The sequence below is a fragment of the Paenibacillus sp. TC-CSREp1 genome (assembly GCF_050171015.1).
Lineage (GTDB): Bacteria > Bacillota > Bacilli > Paenibacillales > Paenibacillaceae > Paenibacillus > Paenibacillus silvae.
In genome coordinates, this window is record NZ_JBNOKM010000011.1 from 155,853 (window position 1) to 181,084 (window position 25,232).

The following is a 25,232-nucleotide window of genomic DNA, read 5'->3' on the forward strand; positions in this document are numbered from 1 at the left end:
ATCCTCATGTGCATCATGAAACGATTTATGTATTCATTCATCAGTATGAAAAATGAGCTCTCTACTGCCATAAGGTCAGGGAGAGCTTTTTGTTTATTAATAGTATCCGTACATAAAAGGAGCAATCTTTGTTGTTTGAGGAGCAACAGTCGAATGATTTGCATAATTCCCATCCGTTTGACCCGAAAAGTGGTAAAATAGTTTTATTATTGAAATCAATATAAGCTAAGTTGAACTGTTTTTTTTAACATTAACGAAGCAGACAAAAACTGAAAAAGCGGAGCTTTCGTTTGAAAATTTTCTGCAAGAAAGCTACACCGGAAGCTTAGGCTTTACTATAACATGAAGAAAGAGATAGGGGTTGGAGGATAAAGTGACTGAACAGCATGTGTTGTCTATTGAAGGCTTACGTATGAGATATAACGGGCGTTACGTTTTGAATGGCATCGATCTGGAAGTCAAACGTGGAGAAATGATTGGTTATATCGGGCCGAATGGTGCAGGCAAAAGTACCACCGTCAAAATTTTGCTCGGGCTCGTTGAGGGATATATTGGTGACGTCCGTATTTTTGGGAGAAATATCGCAGACGGTGATGTGGAGTACAAGCGGAGAATCGGTTATGTGCCAGAGGTGGCAGAACTGTACGAACAATTAACGCCGGCGGAGTATTTGACGTTTATCGGAGAATTATATGGTTTGTCTTATGAGGATGCGGACTATAAAGCAAAGCGGTTGATGGATTGTTTTGGACTGGAAAAATCATATCATTCCCGCATTGCCAGCTTCTCCAAAGGTATGCGTCAGAAAGTGCTGCTGATCTCGGCGCTACTGCATGATCCTGATCTGCTGTTTCTGGATGAACCGCTAAGTGGACTGGATGCCAATAGTGTGATGGTGGTCAAAGAGATTTTGTCACAGCTGTCCGCCAAGGGTACAACCATCTTCTATTCGTCACACATTATGGATGTTGTGGAGAAGATCAGCAGCCGGATTGTGCTCATTGCCGAGGGGCGTGTGGTGGCGGACGGTACGTTCAAGCAGCTTCAGGAGCAGTCGATGGAAGGCTCGCTTGAGGAAGTGTTCAACCAATTGACAGGTTTTAATGAGCATAGAGCGATTGCGGAGCGCTTTGTGTCCATCGTACAGGAGGTGCAGTGATATGGCGGAACCCTCCGACTTCCGTACGTTGAAAATACTGGATCGCTTCCGGCCAATCATCGCCAGGACAGGAGCAGATTACGATGTACTCCGCCTTATTCTACGGGTGAAATTTCAGATGGATCAGCGCAGGGTTCCTACCATCATGTCGGCAAGGGCCAAGAGCAAGGATAATGCAGATAGCAATCACTATATCCGCTCCCTCTGGCTGTATGCACTGATGGGCATCATTATGGTTCCTTTTGTCATCTGGAACACAGGTCATTTCATGCTGCAGATGGGGCTTGTTTACGGCATCCTGATGTTTATGATTATGAGCTCTATGATTTCGGATTTCTCATCCGTGCTGCTGGATATCCGGGATCGCAATATTGTGATGACCAAACCGGTGAATGCACGGACCGTGGGAATAGCACGGGCTATTCATACAGGGGTGTATCTCCTGCTGCTCAGCGGTTCACTGACAGCTGCACCGCTGGTAGCAGGACTTGTTAAACACGGGTTCGGATTTTTCCTGGTCTTCCTTATTGAACTTATTCTGATCAATATGCTGATTCTGTTCTCCACTTCCCTGATCTACCTGTTAATGATGAAATTCATGGACGGGGAAAAGCTGAAGGATGCCATCAATATGATACAGATTCTGCTATCGGTAAGTATTGCGATCGGATATCAATTTGTTATTCGCTCGTTCGAAATTATTGATTTTAAAGCGGTCTTTACGCCTGAATGGTGGCAGCTGTTTTTACCTCCGATCTGGTACGCAGCTGCATATGAATGGTTATTCGCGGGTGGAGGCAGCGGGTGGATTTATACGTTCACTGTACTGGCTGTTGTTGTTCCGGTGATATGCCTGATCATCTATGTGAAGCTGATGCCATCCTTCGAATTATACTTGGAAAAGATGGCTCACGTCAGCCAGACCTCCAGCCGTCGCCGGGGAGGATGGGATCGCATCATGGCGAAGCTGGTCAGCCGCTCCAGAGAGGAGCAGGCTTGTTTTCGTCTGGCAGCCAGCCTGATGCGTAATGAACGTGAGTTCAAGCTGCAGGTGTATCCTGTGCTGGCTCTGGCCCTTGTGCTTCCTTATCTGTTCTGGTTAACTGCGCTGCAAACATCCACCTGGGCTGAATTTCGTCAAAGTGAGTTTGCATACACCTTGTATATTATGTTGTTTATGGTGGTAACTGCGGTAACCGTGCTGAGGTATTCGGGCCAGTACAAGGCAGCATGGGTGTTCCGCGCGGTGCCGATCGCCAGTGAGAATGTATTATATCAAGGCACTTTGAAGGCATTTTTGTATAACCTGTTTTTGCCGTTGTTTCTGCTCAATGCTGTCGTTTTCACTTGGGTATTCGGTGTTCGAATTCTGCCTGACCTTGCTATCATCCTGCTTGCTTCCTCGGCACTGGTTCCGTTATCCGGCAAGCTGCTGTTACGAACGCCGCCCTTCTCCGAATCCTTCAGTATGGCACAGAAATCAGGCGGCTGGTACGCGCTTATCGTTATACCGGTGTTAATTATGCTCTGGGGAATTCATGTGTGGTTTAAATCGCTGCCCGGGGGCATCTGGATTTACGGTGTCATTTTAATCTTGGCTAATGTGCTGCTATGGAGGTTGCTGTATCAGGTGAAGAAGCTAGGGAACGTCTGAGCGACTGATGGGTAAGAACACGGATAGTACTAACGAATAAAGATTGGGGGCTGAAGGATAAGGATTAATGAATGAAAGGATAAGGACTGAAGTTGCATGTTTGAAAACTATTCTTAGCTACCATGCCTGTTCTGGCAGCTCCTTGCGTGGGGCAGAACGGATAATGACAGAAGGTTGAGGAGGAAAGAGAAGGGCTAGAGACAAGGGAAGACTGAAGGCTATAGATCAAAGATTAAAGACAAAAGACCGGAGACTGATGATTAAAGACTAGAAATTAAAAATTGTAGATTAAAGATTAAGGATAAGGGATCAAGGATTAAAGATTAAAGATTGAAGATTGACGAGGAACCGCTTACTAAAGGTTGAAGATTGAAAACTAACGTCAAATAGCTATGGATAACCTAAATAACAGATTAGCGGTGGAGTAAACTCAGTACGGAAAAGCAGATCAAAGGTGAGACAAAGCAAAACAAAGTAAGAGCAGAGGAAAGCAAATTGGATCAAGGCAGGGTGCGGTAGAGTAAAAGCAGGGCAAAAGCAAAGCAAAAGTAGAGAAAGAGTATAGGAGAGGAGAGCAGAGCAGAAGCAGAGGGAGAGCATGAGAAAGTATATCAGAAGCAGAGAAAAGTGGATCAGAGCAGAGTGCGGTAGAGTAAAAGTGTGGTAAAAGCAGAGAAAAAGTAGAGGGAAAGTATAGCAAAAGAAGAGCGAAAACAGTGCAAAAGGAAAGCGAAATGCAAAGTCGTTAAGTAAGGTGAATAGTTAAGTAAGCGAGCGGATTGTAGTGGAGTGAAGTATATGAAGTCAAGTAATTAGAGTAAAGCGCCGTCGGGTAGGTGCATGATGAGCAGCCTGTCGCCCGTTGCGCTAACGATTCGGAGAGAGCTTATTTGTTTAGTTTTTTGGGTTTTTAAAATCTAACGATTCACAGCGACGCTATTTGACCCAAACTCGCCTGAAACAGGGCGAAAACGGGCTAGTTTACTGAAATAGCGCCTCCTCGAATCGTTAGAATTCCAAAGAGCCTATTTGGGGCGAAATAAGGTTTCTAGGATTCGTTAGAATGCCGATCAGCCTAATAATTCCCCCTGAGATTGTCATAGTGTATGAAGTGATGTAGTAACAAGTTGGGGAGTAAGCATTCCTCTTATTGCATGGCACAATAGCATTTTCACTAAACCTGGTTGATCCGTAGCTGGGGTGCTTCAACTGTGGTGAGATAGGATTTTGAGAATGCTTTGGCTGTGCTTTTACTGGCTGGCCTGGCCTGTGCTCAGAATGGCTTCAGCCAGACGGTCTGCTGCTTCCAGGGTGGAGATGCCAGAACGCGCAGCTTCTGCGTATACTTTGCCGAGCGTGCCTGCAATCCCCGCCACCTTCTGGCGGATCAGGTCAGGCCCGGCGCCCTGCAGTTCGCAGGCGGTGCTAATAATGCCGCCTGCGTTCAGCACATAGTCAGGCGCGTACAGGATGCCGCGCGCCTGCATGCGGCGAGCAACCAGCTGTCCACCATGCAGCTGGTTGTTCGCCGCCCCGGCGACAATGGAGCAGCGAAGCTCCTCCACTGTCGCCGGGGTTATGACGCCCCCCAGGGCACAGGGGGCGAACACCTTGCAGTCAGCGGCGTGAATACGGGCCGGATCGGCCGAAATGGCGCCGCTGAACTGCACAAGGGCAAGTTGTACGCGTTCCGGTACAACGTCTGCCACGATCAGCCGTGCCCCGGCTGCGTGCAGGTAACGGCACAGGGCATACCCGACCTTGCCCAGTCCCTGGACGGCAACGGAAATGCCCTGCAGAGCGGCTACGCCCTGATGGCGCAGTGAAGTGACAATGCCGATGTACACGCCATAGGCGGTCATGTCGGCGGTGAAGTCATCTTTTGCGCCAAGCGAGCCCGTAGTATCCGTCACATATGCCGTCTCCACCCGGATCTGGTCCATGTCTGACGCCGTGGTGCCCAGATCCAGACCTGTCACGAAGCGTCCGTTCAGCCGCTCCAGACAGCGACCCAGTGCGCGGAAGCGCAGCGCCCGCACATCCAACACCTCCCCCGCATGCCCGCCCACTCCCGATAGATTCGCCTCAACGCCCGTTTGAGTCCCCTGATCATGTTGCCCGAGCCTACCCACTCCTGATAGATTCGTCTCAACTTCTGGCTGAGGCACCTGATCATGCATCCCGAGCCCGCCCACTCCCGATAGATTCGCCTCAACGCCCGGCTGAGGCACCTGATCATGCATCCCGAGCCCGCCCACTCCCGATGGATTCGCCTCAACGCCCGGCTGAGCCTCCTGATCATGCATCCCGCGCCTGCCCTCACCCGTTAGATTCGTCCCAACGCCCGGTTGAGCCTCTTGATCATGCAGCCCGTTCCCGCCCTCACCCGGTAGATTCGTCTCAACACCCGCCTGAGTTACCTGATCATTCTGATCACTCGTTCCACTTCCAGCCTGCATCTTTCCCGAAGCTTCTGATGCGTCCCAGATGACTGCTTTGCCGCCGCCGTAGGGCAGACCTGCCATCGCATTTTTGTAGGTCATGCCCTTGGCTAGCTTTATTGCGTCACGAATAGCTTCCTCTTCGGATGTGTAGCTCCAGCAGCGGCATCCTCCCAAAGCCGGGCCAAGGGCTGTGTTGTGAATAGCGATAATTGCTTTGAGTCCACTGGAGGGATCATAGCAAAAGACAAGCTCCTCCATGCCCTCCCGCTCCATTTCCCGCCATATCTGCAAGGTAACCGCCTCCTTTAGGTGATCCTCCGTTCAACAACGCACCACACATACCGATCTTCTGCTTATCTCCTGCAAAGACGAGCATTGGCACGACATGTTCTCCTGAAACAACATAGCTCAACATTTTTTATTCTCATCGTTTTTCGCATATTGGATGTAGTTAAATACAGCATATTCAAGCTGCTTCTTATACGCCCCTGGGACCTGGGCCGGGTTGAACATCCGTACAAACAATTCTATAATGGCAGTTCCGGCTTCCGTCAGTTCGGACAGAGGTCTGAAAATTCAGATCAGACCGTTTAAAAAGACGACATAACGTCCAATGATGGTGATAGAGACCATGGCCTGAGCGATTAGTAACGTTTTCCATTGAACATCGTTCCATAACAGGTCTAAATAAAAGCTCGCCATGCAGCATGTAACAAAGGGCCTGATGTTCCCGTAAAAGGCCAGGAAAGAGGGATGTACCTTGCTTAAAATATTGTTATTTATTTTTCTGATTCAGATTGTATATGTATCGGCCTATACGCTTCGCATGATTCTGACGCTGAAAGGCCAAAAATATATCGCCGCCCTGATTAGCATGGGGGAGATTGTGATCTACGTGCTGGGCCTGAATCTCGTGCTTAACTATTTGAAACAACCGGAGGCGCTCATTGTTTACGCAGTAGGATATGGACTCGGGGTGCTGCTGGGCGCGTGGATTGAGGAGAAGATTGCACTCGGATATGTTACCGTCAAAGTAATCTGCAACCAGATGGATGGCAATGTCGCCAATTCGTTGCGGGACAAAGGATACGGCGTTACGGCATGGGTAGGCAGCGGAAGAGACGGGGATCGGCTGGTGATGGAAATTTTGGCGAAACGCAAAAACCAGAAGCTGCTCTACCAGACCATTCTCGCGCTTGATCCAAAGGCATTTGTCATTACTGTCGAGCCGAAGCAGTTCCATGGCGGCTTCTGGACACGGTCGATTAAAAAGTAAAATGGAGCAGGTCTGCATTATATGCGGTCCTGTTCTTTTCATTTCATTTTTCCGCACACGCCTTGAATCTTGTATTATTCCCTGATTCCTCCCGCAATCCTTGCATTACAAGTTAACTTCGGTCGATACCAGGTTGCTTAGGGCATAAAACCCTGCCTTTCCCGCGTTCATCCACAGATGTGATGTCAGGATTATTGTTGTAATCGCTTCCAACATTTACATTGTGAATATGTCATTTGCGACATGATATGCCGCAGAGGACAGGCAGTGAAATTCAACATTAACCTTTCAGGAGGAATGCATTCGATGAAAAGAACAGTACGAAGCTTATGCAGCACGGCTCTGGCCCTTACACTGGGATTCACCTTATTATCCGCACCTGCAGGTGTGCAGGCAGCGGGCAATGCAGATTACAATCTGACCGGCTTCTCTCAAGGCAATACGGGTGGAGGCGTAATCAGTGAGTCTAACACGGCTGTGTACAAAAAAGTGTATAATGCCACCGACCTGGCGCTGGCTTTAAAAAAGAACTCCGGTGTCAAAGTCGTCGAAATTATGAATGACCTCAACCTGGGATGGAACGAGATTCCAAGTGCGGCGCAGACCTCACCTTTTGCCAAGCATAACGATGCGCTGACACATCCTGTATTGAAGCAAACGGGTGTCAGCAAAATTACGGTGGACGGCTTCAATGGCCTGACCATTTTTTCCGCGAACGGGTCCAAAATCAAACACGCTGCCATTTCCGTAAAACGCAGCTCCAACGTCATCATTCGCAATCTGGAGTTCGATGAGCTGTGGGAGTGGGATGAGTCCACCAAAGGAGACTATGACAAAAACGATTGGGATTACATTACACTGGAGGAAAGCAGCGGCGTATGGATTGACCACTGCACCTTCAATAAAGCCTATGACGGACTTGTGGATTCGAAAAAAGGAACCAGCGGCGTGACCATTTCCTGGTCTACCTTCAAAGGGGATGACGGGAGTTCGAACAGCTGGGTTACCCGCCAGATTAATGAAATGGAAGCAAACAAGGCCTCCTACCCAATGTACAACTACCTGCGCAGCAGTGCGGTTGGCTTAAGCAAAGAAGATATTATTGCCATCGCTGGATCGCAGAAAAAAGGGCATCTCGTCGGTGCGACCAGTCTGGAATCGGCAAACGCCAATCTGTCGATCACACTGCATCACAACCTGTATAAAGACATTCAGGATCGCATGCCTCGTCTGCGGGGCGGTAATGCACATGCCTACAACATCATCATGGATGCCACAGATGCCCGTGCAGCTCAAGCACGTATTACAAGTGGTATGGCAGCAGCCATTGCTTCCAAAGGTTACAAATTCGGGATTACCAGCAACGGGGCTATTTCCACTGAAAGTGGTGCTGTGCTGGTTGAAAAATCGGTGATCAAGGATGTTCAGTACCCGGTGCGCAACAATCAGACGGATCCGACCAACGCTACGTACACAGGTAAAATTAGCGTAGCAGATACGATCTACTCGCTGGATGGAAGCTCCTTCCGTGGCAGCAGTGATACGGCGGGAAGCCCTCTGGCTCCTGTTCCGGCTGCGATCAAACCGTTTTCGTGGAACGGCTTCTCCACACTGCCTTACAGCTATCAGCTGGATGATCCATCTACGCTGAATGCACGCCTGACTGCTTCCAATGGTGCCGGGGCAGGAAAGCTGTCCTGGTCCAAGGATAACTGGCTGAAGACGAGCTATTAATTGGATCATACATTACAACAAAAGACAAAATAGACGAAAAAGCGAGCGACCCCGCAGCATGATCCGGGATCGCTCGCTTTTAATTGTACTTGCTCTATGCATGCTGCCTTGCCCGTAAGCCTAATTCCGGGCGGCTTCATGCTCCTCACCATCAAAATGTAAGTTCATTAGGGTTTCGTTTAAGTCATCACTTGAGATTTGGACCCGGGCGCCACACTCACCGAATCACGATAGATGATGTTGCCCTTCACATGGACACGGCCGAAGCTGCGGTTCGGGTTATCAATCTTTTTGAGCATGGATTGAACCGCTGTGCGAGCCATCTGTTCGATATCCACTTCAACCGTGGTGAGCTTGGGTTCGGACAGCATGGCATAAATATCGTTGTCGAATCCGACAACCGAGCACTGAGTCGGCACGTGAATCCCCATTGAAGTCAGCTTCTGCACAAGCAGATGAGCGACCTGGTCACAGTTGCAGACAAATGCCGTTGGCAGCTGCTCCGGCAGATCGATTTCGATGAATGTTCCCCTATCATCCCGATCATTAAGCACAAGGTCAGGATTCATCGTCATCCGGTGTTCCAGCAGGGATTTGTAATATCCGAGGAAACGGTCCTGGATGCTACTGGTGGAATACAGATTGCCCACGTAAGCGATGCTGCGGTGCCCCTGCTGAATCAGGTAGTTTGTCAGTTCATATGCAGCGTAGAAGTTGTCGGTCACGACAGAATCAATATCCGCATGCTCATCGTAGAAGTCGAGAAACATCTTCGGAACGTCCATGGATTGCACAAGTTCGATATAAGCCTTGCTAATCTGTCCAAGTACAATGAAACCATCCACTTTGCTGTCACTGTAGAGCTTGGGCAGGGCCAGCTCCTCTTCGTCCTCACTATTCAGAATATGCAGGATACCATAGTATCCTTGATCCTCGAGATGCTTGGTGATGCGCTGAAATACACGTACATAGAACGACTGCGTTGGACCCGTGAATCGTTCCGGGATAATTACGCCAACATTATGAGTTAAGCCTTCCTTCATTGAACGGGCTGTAGCGTTATAGCGATAACCCATCTGGACGGCAAGCTGTTTAATCTTTTCCTTTAATTCGCCACTGACGCCTTCTTTGTCATTCAATGCTTTCGAGACGGTCACACTGCTGACCCCGAGCCTGTCGGCGATATCCCGCATGGTGATATTATTTTTCAGCTTTGGTCGCCTCCTTCAAGCCGGTTTAAGTACAATGTGATGGCATTATGATGAGCGCTTTCTTTCAGCATAATAACAATCCATTTTAGTATACATCTTAACCCAATGGGAATAAAGCCATTCCGGGTTGCTTCGCTATTTTATAAGTGCCTGGAAGCAGAGCTCAGTTATTTGATGTCAGGTTCGCTGCCGTTAAAATAGATGGCTCCGGGGTTGAGTGCTGCGTTAATGCCCAGACGCTCCATGAAATGCGGATTCGTTGCTTCGTTTAGATCAAATCTCCAGTGCAGTGGCACATGATGGCGTGTAATGACCGGATACCGATATCGCTGATATACGCCGTTGTAGAAGGAAGATTGCACCTCGTTTTTCCGTGACAAAAGCTGCTCCTGCTGTTCCAGTAACGTTTTATATTTCGGGTGAATCATGCTTATCCCATCCTCTCCATGAGTTCAATGCAAAACCGGCTGTTATGGTACGGACATTTCCACGGACCGGCTATTTCGTGCTGATCAGGCATACCATTTTCATCGACAGCCCAGTGCCATTCGCCGCCTGCACGGGGATCAACGATGTGCTCAAGCGTGTATCTCCACAGTCGTTCAACCCTTTCCAAAAACACGGTATCACCCGTGCGCTGGTAGGCATTGTAGAAACCAACCATTGCTTCCGCTTGAACCCACCAGATGCGTGTGATATCCACATGCGTGCCTTCCTGTTCATTCATGAGTGAACCATCCGCCTGCACGGCTGTGTGCAGAATGTTGTAGGCGATATCCGTAACCATTTCGCTGTATTGTGGATGATGTTCAAGCCCGAGCACACGGAGTGCATCATCGATCAGCCAGCTGGCTTCAATGTCATGTCCAAACGATCGCAGATCAATAATGGACTCCCACCTTTTGTTGAAAAAAACCCCGAGGAACTTCGTGTTTTTGTCATATACCCGTTCATACAGAATCCCGAGCAGGCGTTCAAGCGCTGCCTTCACTTGTGGGTCCGGCCACACCCTGTACAGGGTGGTGTAGGCTTCGAGCACATGGATATGCGTATTCATTGTGTAATCCGCAATAACCCCGTTTTCGCTCAGCATTTCATTGGGCTGTTCAATCCAGTACCGATCAAATTGCTCTTTGTAAGCGGGCAGTGCCGCGTTAAGGCCTTTATCCTCGATTAGTACAAAAAGCGTTTTCGCAAGTTCGAGTGCGGAAGCATCACGGTTTGCGCGGTAGTACTCGCTGAGCGCATATACACCAAATGCCTGCGTATATACATGCTTGCTTGTATCCAGAGGTTTACCGTGGCTATCTACCATCCAGTACATCCCGCCATGTTCTCTGTCCATGACGTGATCGGCGAGGAAACGATAGGCATGTTCAGCATTGTCCCGCCAGACTTCTTCTCCGGTCACCCGGTAAGCCGCAGCAAAAGACCAGAGCTGCCTTGCTGTGGCGATCCCGCCTTTGGGTGCCTGACGATCGATCTGCAGATCCTGACCTACCCAGCCATAGAATCCGCCATGGTCTTCGTCCTTCAGACTGGACCAGAACGGCAAAATCTTTGTTTTCCAATGCTCCGCGATTTCCGATTGAAGCTGAACCATCCTTTGTGTCATTCAGAGCGCTCCTTCAGCCATGCAAAATAAAAATTGTTCTTGTAGGTTAAATTAGGTTATCGTTAACTTTACTAGTAAATAATAATTCTATCAAAATACCTTGTCAACGAAGGGTGTCTTCAACTGATTTTTAAAACTAAAAAATAATTCAATTGACAGGTAAGCGCTACCATAATAAAATCTAACTCGTAACCTTAACGATAACTTAAGATATTTACGGAAGGGGTCGAAACAAATGAAAAAAAATAAAGGTTGGATGCTGCTGCTGACAATGCTGCTCATCACTTCGCTGCTTGCCGCATGTTCATCGGGAGGCGGGTCTTCGCAGGCGGGCGAAGAGATTAGCACAGACCCGGCGGATATCAAGGGGGAAATCACCGTTTTGACGCAGCGTACAGATATTGTGGATACCGTATTTAAAGATTACGCGGCCGAATTCAACAAGGAGTACCCGGATGTTAAAGTGAATTTTCAGGCTTTGGCTGATTATGAGGGTCAAGTAAAAATTCGAATGAGCACCAAAGACTACGGCGACGTGCTTATGATTCCAACAAGTGTTCCGATTGCCGATATCCCGGACTTTTTCGAGCCGCTCGGCACGTACGATGAGCTGAAAGACAAATACACCGCCATTGAAGAGCGGATGGTGGATGGTCAGGTATACGGCATTCCAACCGTCATCACATTCTCAGGCATCATTTATAACAAACAAGTCTTCAAAGATGCAGGCATCACCGAGCTTCCCAAGACGCCAGAGCAATTCCAGGCAGCACTTCAGAAGATAAAAGACAACACCAAGGCAATTCCGCTATATACGAACTATGCTTCCGGCTGGGCGCTTACCCAATGGGAGGCAGACCTGCCAACGGTTGCGGGGAGTGTAGATTATGTCAACGTGGATCAACCGAATACGGATGAGAACTTTGTGCCAGGGAAGCCGCACTACGAGCTGTATAAAGTGCTCTATGATGCAGCCAAGAACGGCCTGATCGAGAAAGACCCAACAACAACAGACTGGGAAAGCTCCAAGGCGGATCTGGCCAATGGAAAAATTGCAACGATGGCGCTTGGATCATGGGCAATCACACAGATTCAAGGCATGACAGACACACCGGACAATATTGGTTTCTTACCATTCCCGACCAATGCCAGCGATGTCATCGTACCGCTGTCCGCGGATTATAACATCGGCATGAATGTGAACAGCGAGAACAAACCTGCAGCGAAAGCATGGATTGACTGGTTCCTGGAAAAATCCAACTATGCGACCCAGCAGGGTGGAGGCATGAGTGCAGCCAAGAGTGCAGAGCTGCCGCCGATTCTGGATCAGTACAAGGATGTAACCTTCTCTACCTTGACTCCGGCCAAAGAGGGGCAAGAGGGCTTGATGGACAAAATCGACAACGAAGGCGAGATTGGTCTCTGGCAGCCTGACTTCAAGAAACGCATTATTGAAGCTGCGATTGGTAATCGGAGTGAATCGTACGATGACATCATGAAAGACCTGAATGATAAATGGGTAAAAGCCCGCGCAGAGGTTACGAAATAATAGAGAAAACAAGCGTCCTTACAGCAGAGGTAAGCAGCAGATGTGAGCAGATGTAATGCGGGTGCCGGTAGTTGTCGGGTTTTAGGGCCGGGTTCGCAGCGTGTTAAGCCATTAGCAAATCAGTAAATTAACTGTGGCAAGGACACCTGTTACCTGTTAAACATGGGTATTCACTTGGCCCGCCCGCGATTACATCCGCGCATCCAATATGGAGCGTTTATACACAAGGCGGTTGAACCGCTTGGAGGTGTGGAGAGCATGAAATACTTGAGAATCTCAAACTGGAGTTACTCAGCACAACGCATATTTATTATCTGTGCCTTCTCAATGATTCCGCTGGCACTGCTATTTACGTTTGCATATTTGCCTGTGATCAACATGTTCAAATACAGCTTTACCGATTGGAATGGATACAGCAAAAGGTTCGATTATGTCGGATTTGAGAATTACACGCGGATTTTCAGTGATCCCGAATACTTCAAAGTGTTTATCGTCAGCTTGTATTATTTCGTTGCCACCTTTGTACAGATGGGCCTGGCCCTCTATTTTGCCACGATCCTTAGCTTCAAAATCCGGGGCAAAAATTTCTTCAAAGGCATCCTGTTCTTTCCTTACCTGCTGAATGGCGTGGCCATCGGGTTTATCTTCCTCTTTTTCTTCAAACCGGACGGTACGCTTGATACGCTGATGCAGGCTGTTGGACTTGGACAGTATACCCAGCTTTGGCTCGGAAACCCGAATATCATAAACGTATCCCTCGCGGGTGCATCCGTTTGGAGGTACATGGGCTTTAACTTCATTATCTTTCTGGGTGCGATTTCTTCCATTCCTAAGGATGTATACGAAGCTTCCGATATTGACGGCGCCAACCGCTGGCAGCAATTCCGGCATATTATTCTGCCAAGCATTACCCGCATTCTGCAGCTCAACCTGATCCTGGCTATAAGCGGCGCCATCAGTGCGTTCGATATTCCATATATTATGACGGACGGTTCCAATGGCAGTATGACCTTTGTCATTCAGACGGTTCACCTCGCATTTAAATACGGCAAATTGGGACTCGCATCAGCGATGGCTGTTGTGCTGCTCCTGATCGTTATTCTTGTGACGCTTGTGCAGCGTGTCAGCATGAAAGGAGAGGAATGAACGTGAAGCAATTCAAATATACCATCGCCAGCGTAATGAAGTACGCTTCTCTGATTCTGGCAGCGTTCCTTGCACTTTTGCCCATCGTGGTGATCCTGTTCGCTTCTCTGAAGACCAATGCCGAGTATGCCAATAGCAGTCCGCTTGCCCCACCAGCCAACTGGCTTAATTTTGCGAATTATGCCAAGGCGTTTGTGGATGGCAACATGCTCGTCGGTTTCAAAAACACCATTATTATTCTGATCATATCCATCGTGGGTGCAACGTTGACAGGTTCCATGATTGCTTATGTACTGGATCGCTTCAAGTTCAAGGGTAAAAAAATCATGGTTGCCGCTTTCCTGCTGGCGACCCTGATTCCGAGTGTAACCACACAAGTTGCGACCTTCCAGATTATTAACGCGCTCGACCTGTTCAATACACGATGGGCAGCCATCGTCATGTATCTGGGAACCGATATTATCGCGGTGTACATCTTCCTGCAATTCCTCGGTTCGATCTCCAGTGCACTTGATGAATCGGCCATGCTGGACGGTGCTTCGTATTTAACGATCTACTGGAAAATTATATTGCCTTTGCTGAAACCGGCGATTGTTACGGTCATTATCGTCAAAGGTGTAAACATCTACAACGACTTCTACACGCCTTTCCTTTATATGCCCAAGACTGATCTACAGGTAATATCCACTGCCCTGTTCAAATTCAAGGGTCCCTTCGGATCACAGTGGGAGGTTATCAGTGCCGGGATTATGATCGCCATTATTCCAACGATGATTATCTTCCTGCTGCTTCAGAAATACATCTATAACGGCTTCGCACAAGGCTCCGTGAAATAAACTCTTGAAATCATTCAATAAATAAAGAAGTGAAGTGAACATCACTGTTAAAGGGGAAATGAGATATGACTGTTGCAGAAACGAAAAAGGTACACATCGTTGGGGAGGCCTTGCCCAATATGCCTTGGGAGGATAAGCCGAAAGGAACGGAAGGTCCGGTGTGGAGACACTCAGCTAACCCGGTTGTGCCGCGCAACCCGGTGAAGGGCGTTGCTCGCATTTTTAACAGTGCAGTCGTTCCTTACGAGGGGAAATTCATTGGCGTTTTCCGCGCCGAGACAATTAATGGCCGTCCGCACCTGCACATGGGCTCTAGTGAAGATGGATTGTCATGGACGATAGAAGAGAAACGCATCGCTTTTTTGGACGAGCAAGGCAAGCCATTTATGCCAAACTATGCGTATGATCCACGTCTCGTGAAAGTTGAAGACACCTATTATATTATCTGGTGTACCGATTTTTACGGTGCCGCACTGGGGCTTGCCAAGACTGAGGATTTCAAAACGTTTGTCCGTCTTGAGAATCCGATGCTGCCATTCAACCGCAATGGCGTATTGTTTCCACGTAAAATTAACGATAACTATGTGATGCTGTCCAGACCAAGCGATAGCGGACATACCCCGTTCGGAGACATTTTCCTGAGTGAAAGCCCGGATCTGGTGTATTGGGGCAAGCATCGTCATGTGATGAGCAAAGGCGGTCAAGGCTGGTGGCAATCCGTGAAAATTGGCGGTGGACCCGCTCCGATCGAGACATCCGAGGGCTGGCTGATGTTCTACCATGGTGTCACCGGGACGTGCAACGGTTTTGTCTACAGCATGGGTGCGGTGATTCTGGATCTCGATGAGCCTTCCAAAGTAAAATACCGTTCATCCAATTTTGTGCTGACGCCGGAGAAATGGTATGAGGAACAGGGCTTTGTGGATAATGTTGTTTTCCCTTGCGCAACTCTGCATGATGCCGATACGGGACGAATTGCTATCTACTATGGAGCAGCCGATACCTACGTCGGTGTAGCCTACACAACAGTTGAAGAGATCGTCAATTATGTTAAAGAGACGGATGAAGTGATCGCCGGAGACCGCGAGAACGACAAACGATAATGAGCTTCTGCAATAGGGAAGTTAGGTAGCGTATGAATTTGAAATGCAGAGGCTATATGCAGGAAATATGCTTATATTCTCATGGAAAGCCCGCCTCTCAGGAGAATCCTCGAGGACGGGCTTTTTTTGCTATTTAATGGGCATACATATGATGTCGATTTTTGTTGACAAAAGGGAAGCAGATTCATATTCTTAATGAATATGAGAATCATTATCACGGTTGTTATAGCCAAGTGAAGAATGAGAGAAAAGGGGTTTATGTCCATGTCAGTCCATCAACGCAAACGTACTACCCTGATGATGGTGGCAGCACTGCTGCTGCTTTTATTTATCGTGGGTTGCAGTAATAAAGAGAGCGGTTCGGCATCATCCTCCGCATCTGGAGATCAGGCGGCTTCGGCGAAGTCGATTACGATGTCATGGCCGCGGGATATCGGTACGATGAATCCGCATACGTACAATCCGTCCCAATTGTTTGCTCAATCCATGATCTACGAGCCGCTGGTCAGTTATCAGAAGGATGGTAAGCTGGAGCCGGCACTGGCTGAGTCTTGGACCATCTCTGATGACGGCAAAGTATATACATTCAAGCTGCGCCAAGGGGTGAAATTTTCCGACGGCACACCGTTTAATGCTGAAATTGTGAAAAAGAATTTTGATGCCGTGATGAAAAATAAAAAAACACATAGCTGGCTTGGGATCGTTGGCGTGCTGGACAAAACCGAGGTGGTGGATGATCATACGTTCCGCATGACACTTACGGAGCCGTATTATCCTGTACTTCAGGACTTGTCCGTTGTTCGTCCGTTCCGTTTCCTGGGTGCGGCCGGATTCCCGGATGATGGGGATACGTCCAAAGGCATCAAAGAGCCGGTAGGTACGGGCCCGTGGATGCTGGCTGATTATAAGCATGATGAGTATGCTGTTTTCAAACGCAACCCGAATTACTGGGGAACGGCACCAGCATTTGATCAGATTACCGTGAAAATCATTCCTGATGCAGAGACACGTGTGCTTGCTTTTGAAAAGGGCGATCTGGATTTGATCTACGGTGAAGGTGTGATCAGTCTGGATGCCTTCCAACAGCTTCGTGAGAATGATAAATATGTAAGCGAGCTGTCTGATCCTGTAGGTACACGTGATCTGCTGCTTAACTCTTCGAACCCGAAGCTGTCTGATGTAAGAGTACGGAAGGCACTTCAACAGGGCTTCAACAAAAAAGCGATGGTGGAAGGCGTCACGCTGGGTCTGGAGGAACCGGCCGATACAGCGTTGTCCAAAAACTATCCATATACCAATGTGGATCTGAAACCGATTGAATACAACGTGGAGCAATCCAAAGCGTTGCTGGATGAAGCAGGCTGGAAGCTGCCGGCAGGCGGAACCGTGCGTGAGAAAGACGGACAGAAGCTGGAATTTGAATTAATTTTTGATAAAACCGATCCGATTCAAAAAGCGATGGGCGAAACCATTCAGGCTGAATGGAGCGAGCTGGGCGTTAAAGTAAACCTTACCGGACTTGAATTGACAGTGCAGATCAAACGTCTGAAGGCCAATGATTTCGACCTGTACTTCTGGTACAATTACGGGGCTCCATATGACCCGCATTCCTTCATTAACGTTGTGGCAAGCCCCGGGTTCGGGATTTCCGAGACACTTAGCGCTTTACCGATGAAAAAGGAACTGGACGCCGAAGTGCATGCAGCACTGTCCTCTACAGACGAGAAGAAACGTCAGGAACTGTATACATCCATTCTGACGACATTACAGGAGCAATCGGCGATTGTACCGATCTCTTATGTGAAGAAAACAGCGGTCTACCAGAAGAAAATTGCCAAATTTGTCTTCCCGGCGAATCGCGATGAGAATCCATTTGTAGGCATGCAGTTAAGCAATCCGTAAAATCATAATTTTGAAGAACGTAATGAATACGTAACACATCAGGCAGCAAGAGCTTGTGTGGCAGGGGAAAAGGGAGGAAGTTTGGTGATCGGTTATATTGGTAAACGAATGATCGCGATCATTCCTATCGTTTTTATTGCTACACTTGTCACTTTCGGACTGATTCATATTTCACCGGTTGATCCAGCCGAGGCATATCTGACAGCAGCTCATATCTATCCAACGCCAGAGCTGCTGGCAGAGAAGCGGCATGAATTTGGTCTGGATCAGCCCTTGTTCAAACAATATCTTCATACTTTGCAGAGAATCGCTCAGCTGGATTTTGGCACTTCGTATCTTACCAACAAACCGGTGATTGATGAGGTGAAGGATAAATTTCCGGCCACGGCAGAGCTGGCCTTGTGGAGCATTCTGTTCTCTACACTGGTGAGTATCCCTTTGGGGATTCTGGCGGCGGTATATAAAAATAGCTGGATTGACATGGTCAGTCGCATCATCTCCTATGTTGGAGCGTCCATTCCGCAGTTCTGGCTCGGATATCTGCTTATTTTCTTTTTTTCAGTCAAATTGGACTGGCTGCCCGTCGAAGGGCGAGGCTCTTGGGAGAATCTGGTGCTGCCTACGCTAACGCTCTCCATGGTCATGATTGCCCTGTATACCCGGATGCTGCGGACCAGTGTTTTGGAACAATTACAGGAAGCATACGTGCAGTACGCAAGAACACGTGGTGTACGTGAACGGGTCATCATGCTGAAGCATGTGCTCAAAATTGCAATCACTCCATTTATTACAGGAATGGGCATGACCATGGGCAGGCTGTTAACGGGAACGATTATCGTGGAACAGGTTTTTTCGTGGCCGGGCTTCGGACGTTATTTTGTGGAAGCGATCTTTAACCGGGATATTCCCGTAATCCAATGTTATGTCTTTATTTCGGCATGTCTGTTCATCGTATGTAATCTGATCGTTGATCTGGTACAGCTGTATATGGACCCGCGGATTTCAGCGAAAGGACGGGCAGAGCATTGATGAACCGATGGCGTACAATGTTTCGAGGGCAAAAAATGATTTGGATTTGCTCTGCGATTATCATTCTTTTCTTCCTCCTTGCATTACTGGCTCCATGGATTGCGCCGCATGATCCTGTGAAGGTCAATTTGCTGCAGAAGCTGAAGGCTCCATCAGCAGAGCACTGGCTCGGCACAGATCATCTGGGAAGGGACAATCTCTCCAGACTTCTCTATGGAGCGCGGATTTCCCTTGGATTTGCAACGATGATCTTCCTGTCGTCTTTGGTTATCGGGCTGATCGTTGGATCGATCTCCGGTTATCTGGGCGGCTGGATTGACAATGTGCTGATGCGCCTGTGTGAAGGCATACTGGCATTTCCGCAGCTGGTACTGGTGCTGGGCATCGTGGGGATTTTCGGCCCGGGTCTGATGCAGGTGCTGCTTGCGCTTATGATGGTGCAGTGGGTGCATTATGCACGCATATGCCGCAACATGGTCGTCAGCCTGAAGGAACGAAATTTTATTGCAGCAGCCCGAATCAGCGGGTCCTCTACCTGGACCATTATTCGCAAACATATCATTCCAAATGTGCAGCGTCCCATCGTGGTCATGGGTACACTGGAGATGGGCTGGGCGATTATGGATATCTCCGCATTATCCTTCCTGGGACTTGGCATTCAGCCGCCAAATGCGGAGTGGGGAGCCATGATACACGAAGGTACAAGCTATATTCGCAGTCATCCGGAACTGATGATCTATCCGGGTGCGGCCATCCTGCTCGTTGTAATGGCGTTTAACCTTTTGGGAGAGGCATTATCCGACCGTTACGGTGTTTCCAAAAAGTAAGGGTTCGGCTAGTCCAAGATAAAAAAGAAGGCACAAGTCCTGATACAAGCAAGGGTATGGCAGCAAGGTGAAGATAAGCTGAACAAGGAGGAACGTGACGATGGACGAGGCGGAGGTTGTACTTGAAGTTCGTGATCTGCAGGTGAAGCTCAAGACAGCAAAGGGATCGGTCCCGTTACTGGACCCTGTTCAGTTGACTTTAAAAAAGGGTCAGGTCTTCGGCCTTGTTGGCGAGAGCGGCTGCGGCAAAACGGTGACATGCAACGCGCTGCTGCGTTTGCTTCATCCGCGCAGGATGCAAGTATCCGGCAGTGTTCGTCTGAACGGACGGGAGCTTGGCATGTTGTCCGATGAGCAGATGCGGCACATCCGGGGCAAGGATATCGGATTTATTATGCAGAATCCGATGAATGCTTTTACCCCTGTGTATACGATCGGCTCGCAGTTTATTGAAACGCTGCGAACCCATACAAAGCTGTCCAAAGCGGAGGCGCGGGAACAAGCTATTGCTGCGCTGGCCGATATGAATCTGCCTGATCCGGCGAAGCTGATGAAACGTTATCCGTTCCAGCTCAGCGGCGGTCAGCTGCAGCGGGTGATGATTGCCGTATCGATGTGTCTGCGACCTGCTTTGGTCATTGCCGACGAGCCCACGACAGCACTGGATGTCGTGAATCAATTGAATGTGCTGAAGGAACTGGATCGGCTTCGCAAGGAGCACGGCACGTCTATTCTGCTCATCTCGCACGATCTGGGCGTCATCTCCCAGATGGCAGACGAAGTGGCGGTCATGCAGAAGGGACGGATCATCGAGCAGGCAGACGTGTATCAATTGTTTGATCATCCGCAGCATGAGTATACTCGAATGCTGCTCAATGCTAGGCCAAGTATGACTCTTAGGCATTGAGAAGCTACGGACGGGAAGGATTAGATCTGGTTATTTTGCAAAAGGGAACTGGATGAGTGCCATAAAAATGAAGGAAGGAGGGTGACCAACCGAATGTTACAAGTACATGAAGTAAGTCATCGCTATGGCAAGCGGAGCTGGTTGGAGCGTTCGGGATCACGCCCTCCTGTTCTGGCAGATGTGTCACTTACGATTGAACAAGGCGTATGTCTTGGACTGCTCGGAACAAGCGGGGCAGGCAAGAGCACCTTGGGCAAGATTATTTTGGGGCTGGAACGACCAAGCCAGGGTCAGGTGTTATTCCAAGGTCAGGACATCTACCGAGCCGACAAAAAGGTGCTGCAGCGATTGCGTCGTGATCTGCAGGTCGTCTTTCAGGATTGTTACTCAGCTGTGAATCCAATGATGACAGCAGCGCAGATCATTGGCGAGCCGCTGGATAATTATGAGCGCCTGTCTGCGAAGGAACAGCAGCGCACCATTGAACAGCTACTCACCCAGGTCGGGCTCACTCCGCAGGACGCAAGCAAGCTTCCCCATCAGTTCAGCGGCGGTCAGCTGCAGCGGGTCAACATCGCCAGAGCTATCGCGCTCAAGCCGAAGTTAATTGTGCTGGATGAGTCGATCAGCAGCCTGGATATGGTGCACCAGACACAAATTCTGTCCCTGCTGGCAGAGCTGCGAGCATCGTATGGGCTATCCTACCTGTTTATCACCCATGACATCCGTGCCGCACTGACAATCTGCGACAGCATCGCCGTGATGGATCAGGGAAGGCTGGTCTATTCCGGCGATGCCACGGATTCCATCTTGGAGTCGGATCAGCCTGCTGTACAGCAGCTGGTATCCTCCATTTTGCCAGAGCATCCGTCAGGACGGATTGTGTTTAACGGATAGAGAGAAATGCAGTAAACCTGCGAGTTGGAAACAAGGTTGCACCAACGATCAAAAGTAGCAGAATTCAAGATCAGGCCAAGGCGGGAAATACCAGCTTGGCCTTTTTGATATATGATCTTTGTGGTATGAGATGATTTGATATGTTATAAGTTGTTCGTGATTCTGTTAATTAACAGGAGTATCATTCATCATTGTGGTCGTTTGTGTTGTCAGATGTGCATGCTGATAGGATGATGCAATCACTTCTACATAACTATCATACCCAACGACAAGGTAATGCTTCAGATCAAGCCGATTCCGGGGATCAAATAGCTTTCCTTTTTGGTCTAAAATGGGTGAATTCATCACCTGATAAAAGCCAGGGTCGGGAGGATAGCCGTTTGTCTCCCAAAAGTGAAGTATATCCTCAGTGTAAGGAATCGTTTCAACCTGACCTGCATGTAGCTCGAAGAAATTAACCGTGATGCAGCGCAGTTCAGCAACGGTGCCGAAAGTGAGTTCGACTTCCCGGTATTGATCTAGAGGCACATCCCCACGCGTTTGCACATCTATACGTAAAGTAACACCACCCGATTCGGTATAGATGGCTTTAAGATCGGTTGTGGAGATGCGGAAATCTACTTTTTCAGGCATTAGTATAATGCTCATGGTCGTTCCTCCTGTAGATATTCAGGTTGATAGATTTTATCAAGTATTAAGAAGCCGCAGACTTTATTCGTCAATTATACCATGATCTTTAAAAGGGAACGAAAAGAGATGAATGCATTTGTATGAGGAGTCTTGTCATTGCAAGAGCATGTTTGGAACGAGGCTTTGCCCCACGGTAAGAAACACTACTTGCAGCCCACCTACCCACAACGTATGATGAATAGAAATCCTGTACGGAACGGTTAGATAGAAGGGAGGGTAAGGTTATGAAGAACAGCGGGAAAACAGAGAGCTGGGTGACCTCCGAAGGCATACTGGATGAACAGCAGATCATAGGGAGGCAGAAGCTATACCAAGGGTTGAACGGAAGGCATGTGGAGCGGTTTACTGCTCAATCCGGTCAGACGTATATTTTCAAACCATTGACGAATCCTGCCCAGTATGGACGGGAACGATGGATGTACGAACATGTGATGCCGCAATTACCTCCGGTGTATCCGCAGCTCATCGCGGCTTCGGATCAGGAAGCTGCTCCAGAGCAGAGCTGGATGATCTACGAGGATATGGGACAGCTGGAGCACTTCTTATGCGAATCGACCCTGATGCTTGCTGCTGCCCACATGGCGGAGTGGCATGCGCTGCCCATTACAGCATGGCAACAACTGCCGCGGGTGGGTCATAAGCCAGCCATTCGAGATATGCTGCATGAACTGGAGAGGCACAGGTCAGCGACAGCTGAGCTGTTAACCAAGCTACATGTGACCTGGTCTGCATCGGACTGGGACAGGCTCATCACGCTGCTTCTCACAGCAGAGGAAGAGCTGCCGCTGGTGCTGTGCCATGGTGATCTGCACCCCGGCAACGTGGCAGAAGTGGAGGGCAGGCTGGTTATTCTCGACTGGGAGCATGCTCACCTGAATACGCCATTGTGGGATGTATACCATCTGCTCGACCTGTCGCATCCGCTCTTCCCTCGTACGATGACGCCCGAGCTGCGGGCACGGGTCATGAAGGTGTATCTGGACAAGCTGGAGAGCCTTGGCGTGCAGGTTGAACGGGTTTCTTTTGCAAAATGGTACGATGCTTATACGATTGTATTCTCACTCTGGATGCTGCGTCTGATCGACGGTGATCTGAGGAATCCAGACTGTATATGGCCGCAGGAGCAGCTGCGCAATCAATGGCATGAGACGGCTGCGACGCTGGAGCGGTGCATTGAGCATATGAACGGGTATTAGAAATGAAAAGGTGCAAATGAAGAATGGAAATAAGGGGTGACAGGTTTGCATAAAGTTGGACTGGTGATGCGTAAAATTCAATTCACAGAGGCTCAGGGACCGCGGGTGTTTGCGGATCGACTGAAGCAGATCGGTCTGGAGCTGGGCGTAGACATCGTGTTCATTTCGCCGGAGCGGCATGTCAGCGGTTACGATTGGCTGCCGGGGTACGAGCATGAGAAGGGTGATCTGGTGAACTATGATATCGTGCTGGATCAGATCCATAGTCAACATATCGAGCATGTGATCTATACGGTGTCGGGATTTACGTTTTTGAAAATGTTTCTGCCAAAGAGTGTGCTGTTTCCGCACAGCTTCCCCGACCCGGCATTGACGGGGTATGAGATGATGAAGCCCTTCTATACGATGGTGGATAAAGCGATTGTGCAGACGGAGTTTTTGAAAAGAGAGCTGGGGCGCAATTTCGGTGTGCATGACGTCAACGTCATTCCGATTGGTTTCAATGAAGAGCTGGCGCATCGCCATTATGACCCGAGTCAGGTCGTGCATAATCGCGTGCTCTGGATCGGGCGGGATGAAGAGAACCGCCGTCCCGACCTGGTGCTGGAATATGCCCGTCAGAACCCGGACAAGGAAGTGTATATGGTGTTTGGCGGTGTGCGTTATAAGGAGAGCATGAAAAAGTATGACATCCCGCATAACGTCAAGCTGAAGTTTGCACTGACCCAGGATGAGATATTTGCGCTGATGAATTCAGCCAAGGTGTACTGGAGCTGCTCGACGTTTGATACGTTTGCGATGCCGCTGACGGAAGCGATGGCGATGGGGAAAATGGTCGTGAAGCCCGAGCACGCGTGCTACGGCCACATAAAGTCCACGCATGCCTTTGCTGGCAACGAGCATAACTGGTTTGAACTGGTGAACATGGCTGCGGCTGCGCCCCGCAGTGTATCGGAAGACAACCGTGATTATGCGTTTGGGGCCTTTTCGCGAACCGTGATGAAGGAAGGGTATCGGAACTTTTTTGCAGAATGGTTGAAGTAAGCAGTTGAACTTTCCATTTGTGAGGAGGAGAACGTTATGGAAGTACTCATTTTGTGGACGCTAGGGATGTGGGGAGTTCAGCTGCTGCTCGAATGGGTCGTATATCGGTTGCAGGGACGCCGAATGACGTGGCTTCAGTCGATCCTGCCATGTCTGACGCTGCTTGGCGGGGCTGTTGTTATTATGATCAGTATGGATATGGATAGCTGGAACGGAATTGGCTATGCACTTCTTGGTTTTACCCTGGGTACATCCGGGCTTCTGACGTTGGTTACGGTAGCGATTACAGCTCTGGTGCTGCGGCGGCGTGGAAGGAATTAGACTTCATGCCGAGGTGTAGCCAAGCACTGCACGCGCGTGGATCTGCGCGGCAACGGGTCGCGGCTGCTTGACACAAGGGAAAGGGGCATGTGATGAACAGCATAGTGTTGGAACATTGGTCTGCTGAGCAGCGTGAGCTGCCTGGCATGAATTGCATTGCTTTTGCAGATGGAACGGTCATTATTTTAGATATCCGTAAATACGATGATCCGAACAGCGGTGAGCGAACCATGTGCTGTTCTCCCTTATGTGATACAACGATGAAGAGCGTGGAGAAGTACAACCCCGATTGCTGGACGATGGTGGATACATGGACGAGTGTTGATTATCAAGGCGGGAAAATCGTTGGCGGGGACGGGGCTATGGGGAATGAAGGTTTCATTGCCTGTACTGATGCAGAAGACCGTTTAGTGTGGGGCGTGTTTTTCGAGGATACGAATCCGATTAAAAAAATAAGTGTGAACGGCACTACATTAATTGCAATTAATGAACATGAAGAGCTGTGTATTGAGATTAACCTGCATAATATGGTCGATATCAAGATAACCTGTCTGCGGTAATTCGAGCATATGCTTATCCCCGGATTTTCTCTTTTGGAAAAGGAAAACAAAAAAATCTGGGGATGCTGATGAAGGATTTCCATGATAGACGTGGGCATGGGTACATGGGGTGGTTGCAGAAAAACAGTCCGC

General features: G+C 48.9%; 21 protein-coding genes and 2 pseudogenes. 17 read left to right on the forward strand and 6 right to left on the reverse strand.

The window, feature by feature from the left end; all coding sequences use genetic code 11:
* Positions 1–373: 373 nt before the first annotated feature.
* Together ACQSGY_RS18295 and ACQSGY_RS18300 are read left to right on the forward strand one after the other, a co-directional pair.
* Positions 374–1,159: an ABC transporter ATP-binding protein gene (locus ACQSGY_RS18295; protein WP_111268478.1), complete on the forward strand. Its 786-nt coding sequence runs from the start codon at positions 374–376 to the stop codon at positions 1,157–1,159.
* Between the two features lies 1 nt (position 1,160).
* The gene (locus ACQSGY_RS18300) at positions 1,161–2,813 is read left to right on the forward strand and encodes a hypothetical protein (RefSeq protein WP_427179657.1); all 1,653 of its coding nucleotides are present in this window, start codon (positions 1,161–1,163) and stop codon (positions 2,811–2,813) included.
* Positions 2,814–4,063: 1,250 nt separating this feature from the next.
* Here ACQSGY_RS18300 and ACQSGY_RS18305 read toward each other — a convergent pair.
* Positions 4,064–5,272, reverse strand: a complete 1,209-nt coding sequence (locus ACQSGY_RS18305) for a Glu/Leu/Phe/Val dehydrogenase family protein (protein WP_427179808.1) — start codon at positions 5,270–5,272, stop codon at positions 4,064–4,066.
* 27 nt (positions 5,273–5,299) lie between these two features.
* Positions 5,300–5,530: pseudogene (locus ACQSGY_RS18310) on the reverse strand (Glu/Leu/Phe/Val dehydrogenase dimerization domain-containing protein); the annotation flags it as partial.
* 487 nt (positions 5,531–6,017) lie between these two features.
* On the opposite strand from ACQSGY_RS18310, the gene ACQSGY_RS18315 reads away from it, so the two are divergent.
* Positions 6,018–6,533: a DUF2179 domain-containing protein gene (locus ACQSGY_RS18315; RefSeq protein ID WP_145404728.1), complete on the forward strand. Its 516-nt coding sequence runs from the start codon at positions 6,018–6,020 to the stop codon at positions 6,531–6,533.
* A gap of 306 nt (positions 6,534–6,839) precedes the next feature.
* Positions 6,840–8,267: a hypothetical protein gene (locus tag ACQSGY_RS18320; RefSeq protein WP_427179659.1), complete on the forward strand. Its 1,428-nt coding sequence runs from the start codon at positions 6,840–6,842 to the stop codon at positions 8,265–8,267.
* Between the two features lie 179 nt (positions 8,268–8,446).
* Here the strand turns inward: ACQSGY_RS18320 and ACQSGY_RS18325 are convergent, their stop codons facing one another.
* The 3 genes and pseudogenes from ACQSGY_RS18325 to ACQSGY_RS18335 all read right to left on the reverse strand — a co-directional run bounded on the left by ACQSGY_RS18325 (position 8,447) and on the right by ACQSGY_RS18335 (position 11,081).
* A complete protein-coding gene (locus tag ACQSGY_RS18325; protein ID WP_427179660.1) occupies positions 8,447–9,460 on the reverse strand; it encodes a LacI family DNA-binding transcriptional regulator in 1,014 nt (337 codons plus the stop codon).
* A 206-nt stretch (positions 9,461–9,666) separates the two neighbouring features.
* A pseudogene (locus ACQSGY_RS18330) lies at positions 9,667–9,906 on the reverse strand (glycosidase); the annotation flags it as partial.
* A gap of 2 nt (positions 9,907–9,908) precedes the next feature.
* A complete protein-coding gene (locus ACQSGY_RS18335; RefSeq protein ID WP_427179810.1) occupies positions 9,909–11,081 on the reverse strand; it encodes an AGE family epimerase/isomerase in 1,173 nt (390 codons plus the stop codon).
* 247 nt (positions 11,082–11,328) lie between these two features.
* On the opposite strand from ACQSGY_RS18335, the gene ACQSGY_RS18340 reads away from it, so the two are divergent.
* From ACQSGY_RS18340 to nikE, 9 genes are all read left to right on the forward strand, one after another.
* Positions 11,329–12,642, forward strand: a complete 1,314-nt coding sequence (locus ACQSGY_RS18340; protein WP_427179662.1) for an ABC transporter substrate-binding protein — start codon at positions 11,329–11,331, stop codon at positions 12,640–12,642.
* Positions 12,643–12,900: 258 nt separating this feature from the next.
* Positions 12,901–13,788, forward strand: coding sequence for a carbohydrate ABC transporter permease (locus ACQSGY_RS18345; protein ID WP_248063295.1), 888 nt, complete (start codon positions 12,901–12,903; stop codon positions 13,786–13,788).
* Positions 13,785–14,624 carry a carbohydrate ABC transporter permease gene (locus tag ACQSGY_RS18350; protein WP_427179663.1) on the forward strand — a complete coding sequence of 280 codons (840 nt, stop codon included), beginning with the start codon at positions 13,785–13,787 and terminating at the stop codon, positions 14,622–14,624. The genes ACQSGY_RS18345 and ACQSGY_RS18350 overlap by 4 nt, the downstream gene beginning before the upstream one ends.
* Positions 14,625–14,689: 65 nt before the next feature.
* Positions 14,690–15,727, forward strand: coding sequence for a glycoside hydrolase family 130 protein (locus ACQSGY_RS18355; RefSeq protein ID WP_427179665.1), 1,038 nt, complete (start codon positions 14,690–14,692; stop codon positions 15,725–15,727).
* A gap of 264 nt (positions 15,728–15,991) precedes the next feature.
* Positions 15,992–17,629, forward strand: a complete 1,638-nt coding sequence (gene nikA / locus ACQSGY_RS18360) for a nickel ABC transporter substrate-binding protein (protein ID WP_427179667.1) — start codon at positions 15,992–15,994, stop codon at positions 17,627–17,629.
* Between the two features lie 84 nt (positions 17,630–17,713).
* Entirely contained in the window at positions 17,714–18,658 is a 945-nt protein-coding gene (gene nikB / locus ACQSGY_RS18365) for a nickel ABC transporter permease subunit NikB (RefSeq protein ID WP_427179668.1), read from the forward strand.
* Positions 18,658–19,485, forward strand: coding sequence for a nickel ABC transporter permease subunit NikC (gene nikC, locus ACQSGY_RS18370; RefSeq protein WP_427179812.1), 828 nt, complete (start codon positions 18,658–18,660; stop codon positions 19,483–19,485). The genes nikB and nikC overlap by 1 nt, the downstream gene beginning before the upstream one ends.
* A gap of 100 nt (positions 19,486–19,585) precedes the next feature.
* Entirely contained in the window at positions 19,586–20,392 is an 807-nt protein-coding gene (locus tag ACQSGY_RS18375; protein ID WP_427179670.1) for an ABC transporter ATP-binding protein, read from the forward strand.
* A 93-nt stretch (positions 20,393–20,485) separates the two neighbouring features.
* Complete coding sequence (gene nikE, locus ACQSGY_RS18380; protein ID WP_427179672.1) at positions 20,486–21,289, forward strand: nickel import ATP-binding protein NikE; 804 nt, start codon at positions 20,486–20,488, stop codon at positions 21,287–21,289.
* A gap of 165 nt (positions 21,290–21,454) precedes the next feature.
* On the opposite strand, the gene ACQSGY_RS18385 is transcribed toward nikE, so the two are convergent.
* The gene (locus tag ACQSGY_RS18385) at positions 21,455–21,937 is read right to left on the reverse strand and encodes a hypothetical protein (protein ID WP_427179674.1); all 483 of its coding nucleotides are present in this window, start codon (positions 21,935–21,937) and stop codon (positions 21,455–21,457) included.
* A 266-nt stretch (positions 21,938–22,203) separates the two neighbouring features.
* Between ACQSGY_RS18385 and ACQSGY_RS18390 the strand changes: the two genes are divergently transcribed.
* The 4 genes from ACQSGY_RS18390 (at position 22,204) to ACQSGY_RS18405 (ending at position 25,100) form a co-directional block, all read left to right on the forward strand.
* A complete protein-coding gene (locus tag ACQSGY_RS18390) occupies positions 22,204–23,175 on the forward strand; it encodes a phosphotransferase family protein (RefSeq protein WP_427179675.1) in 972 nt (323 codons plus the stop codon).
* Positions 23,176–23,220: 45 nt separating this feature from the next.
* Positions 23,221–24,219: a glycosyltransferase gene (locus ACQSGY_RS18395; protein WP_427179677.1), complete on the forward strand. Its 999-nt coding sequence runs from the start codon at positions 23,221–23,223 to the stop codon at positions 24,217–24,219.
* Between the two features lie 36 nt (positions 24,220–24,255).
* Positions 24,256–24,540 carry a hypothetical protein gene (locus tag ACQSGY_RS18400; RefSeq protein ID WP_427179679.1) on the forward strand — a complete coding sequence of 95 codons (285 nt, stop codon included), beginning with the start codon at positions 24,256–24,258 and terminating at the stop codon, positions 24,538–24,540.
* 92 nt (positions 24,541–24,632) lie between these two features.
* Positions 24,633–25,100 carry a hypothetical protein gene (locus ACQSGY_RS18405; protein ID WP_427179680.1) on the forward strand — a complete coding sequence of 156 codons (468 nt, stop codon included), beginning with the start codon at positions 24,633–24,635 and terminating at the stop codon, positions 25,098–25,100.
* The last annotated feature ends 132 nt before the right edge of the window (positions 25,101–25,232 follow it).

What these genes read in the sequence shown, in the direction of transcription:
- ACQSGY_RS18300 (WP_427179657.1), top strand. Translation starts at nt 1,161, where the DNA reads ATGGCGGAACCCTCCGACTTCCGTACGTTGAAAATACTGGATCGCTTC.
- ACQSGY_RS18305 (WP_427179808.1), bottom strand. Translation starts at nt 5,272, where the DNA reads ATGCAGGCTGGAAGTGGAACGAGTGATCAGAATGATCAGGTAACTCAG.
- ACQSGY_RS18320 (WP_427179659.1), top strand. Translation starts at nt 6,840, where the DNA reads ATGAAAAGAACAGTACGAAGCTTATGCAGCACGGCTCTGGCCCTTACA.
- ACQSGY_RS18325 (WP_427179660.1), bottom strand. Translation starts at nt 9,460, where the DNA reads ATGCGGGATATCGCCGACAGGCTCGGGGTCAGCAGTGTGACCGTCTCG.
- ACQSGY_RS18335 (WP_427179810.1), bottom strand. Translation starts at nt 11,081, where the DNA reads ATGGTTCAGCTTCAATCGGAAATCGCGGAGCATTGGAAAACAAAGATT.
- ACQSGY_RS18340 (WP_427179662.1), top strand. Translation starts at nt 11,329, where the DNA reads ATGAAAAAAAATAAAGGTTGGATGCTGCTGCTGACAATGCTGCTCATC.
- ACQSGY_RS18345 (WP_248063295.1), top strand. Translation starts at nt 12,901, where the DNA reads ATGAAATACTTGAGAATCTCAAACTGGAGTTACTCAGCACAACGCATA.
- ACQSGY_RS18350 (WP_427179663.1), top strand. Translation starts at nt 13,785, where the DNA reads ATGAACGTGAAGCAATTCAAATATACCATCGCCAGCGTAATGAAGTAC.
- ACQSGY_RS18355 (WP_427179665.1), top strand. Translation starts at nt 14,690, where the DNA reads ATGACTGTTGCAGAAACGAAAAAGGTACACATCGTTGGGGAGGCCTTG.
- nikA (WP_427179667.1), top strand. Translation starts at nt 15,992, where the DNA reads ATGTCAGTCCATCAACGCAAACGTACTACCCTGATGATGGTGGCAGCA.
- nikC (WP_427179812.1), top strand. Translation starts at nt 18,658, where the DNA reads ATGAACCGATGGCGTACAATGTTTCGAGGGCAAAAAATGATTTGGATT.
- ACQSGY_RS18375 (WP_427179670.1), top strand. Translation starts at nt 19,586, where the DNA reads ATGGACGAGGCGGAGGTTGTACTTGAAGTTCGTGATCTGCAGGTGAAG.
- nikE (WP_427179672.1), top strand. Translation starts at nt 20,486, where the DNA reads ATGTTACAAGTACATGAAGTAAGTCATCGCTATGGCAAGCGGAGCTGG.
- ACQSGY_RS18385 (WP_427179674.1), bottom strand. Translation starts at nt 21,937, where the DNA reads ATGAGCATTATACTAATGCCTGAAAAAGTAGATTTCCGCATCTCCACA.
- ACQSGY_RS18390 (WP_427179675.1), top strand. Translation starts at nt 22,204, where the DNA reads ATGAAGAACAGCGGGAAAACAGAGAGCTGGGTGACCTCCGAAGGCATA.
- ACQSGY_RS18400 (WP_427179679.1), top strand. Translation starts at nt 24,256, where the DNA reads ATGGAAGTACTCATTTTGTGGACGCTAGGGATGTGGGGAGTTCAGCTG.
- ACQSGY_RS18405 (WP_427179680.1), top strand. Translation starts at nt 24,633, where the DNA reads ATGAACAGCATAGTGTTGGAACATTGGTCTGCTGAGCAGCGTGAGCTG.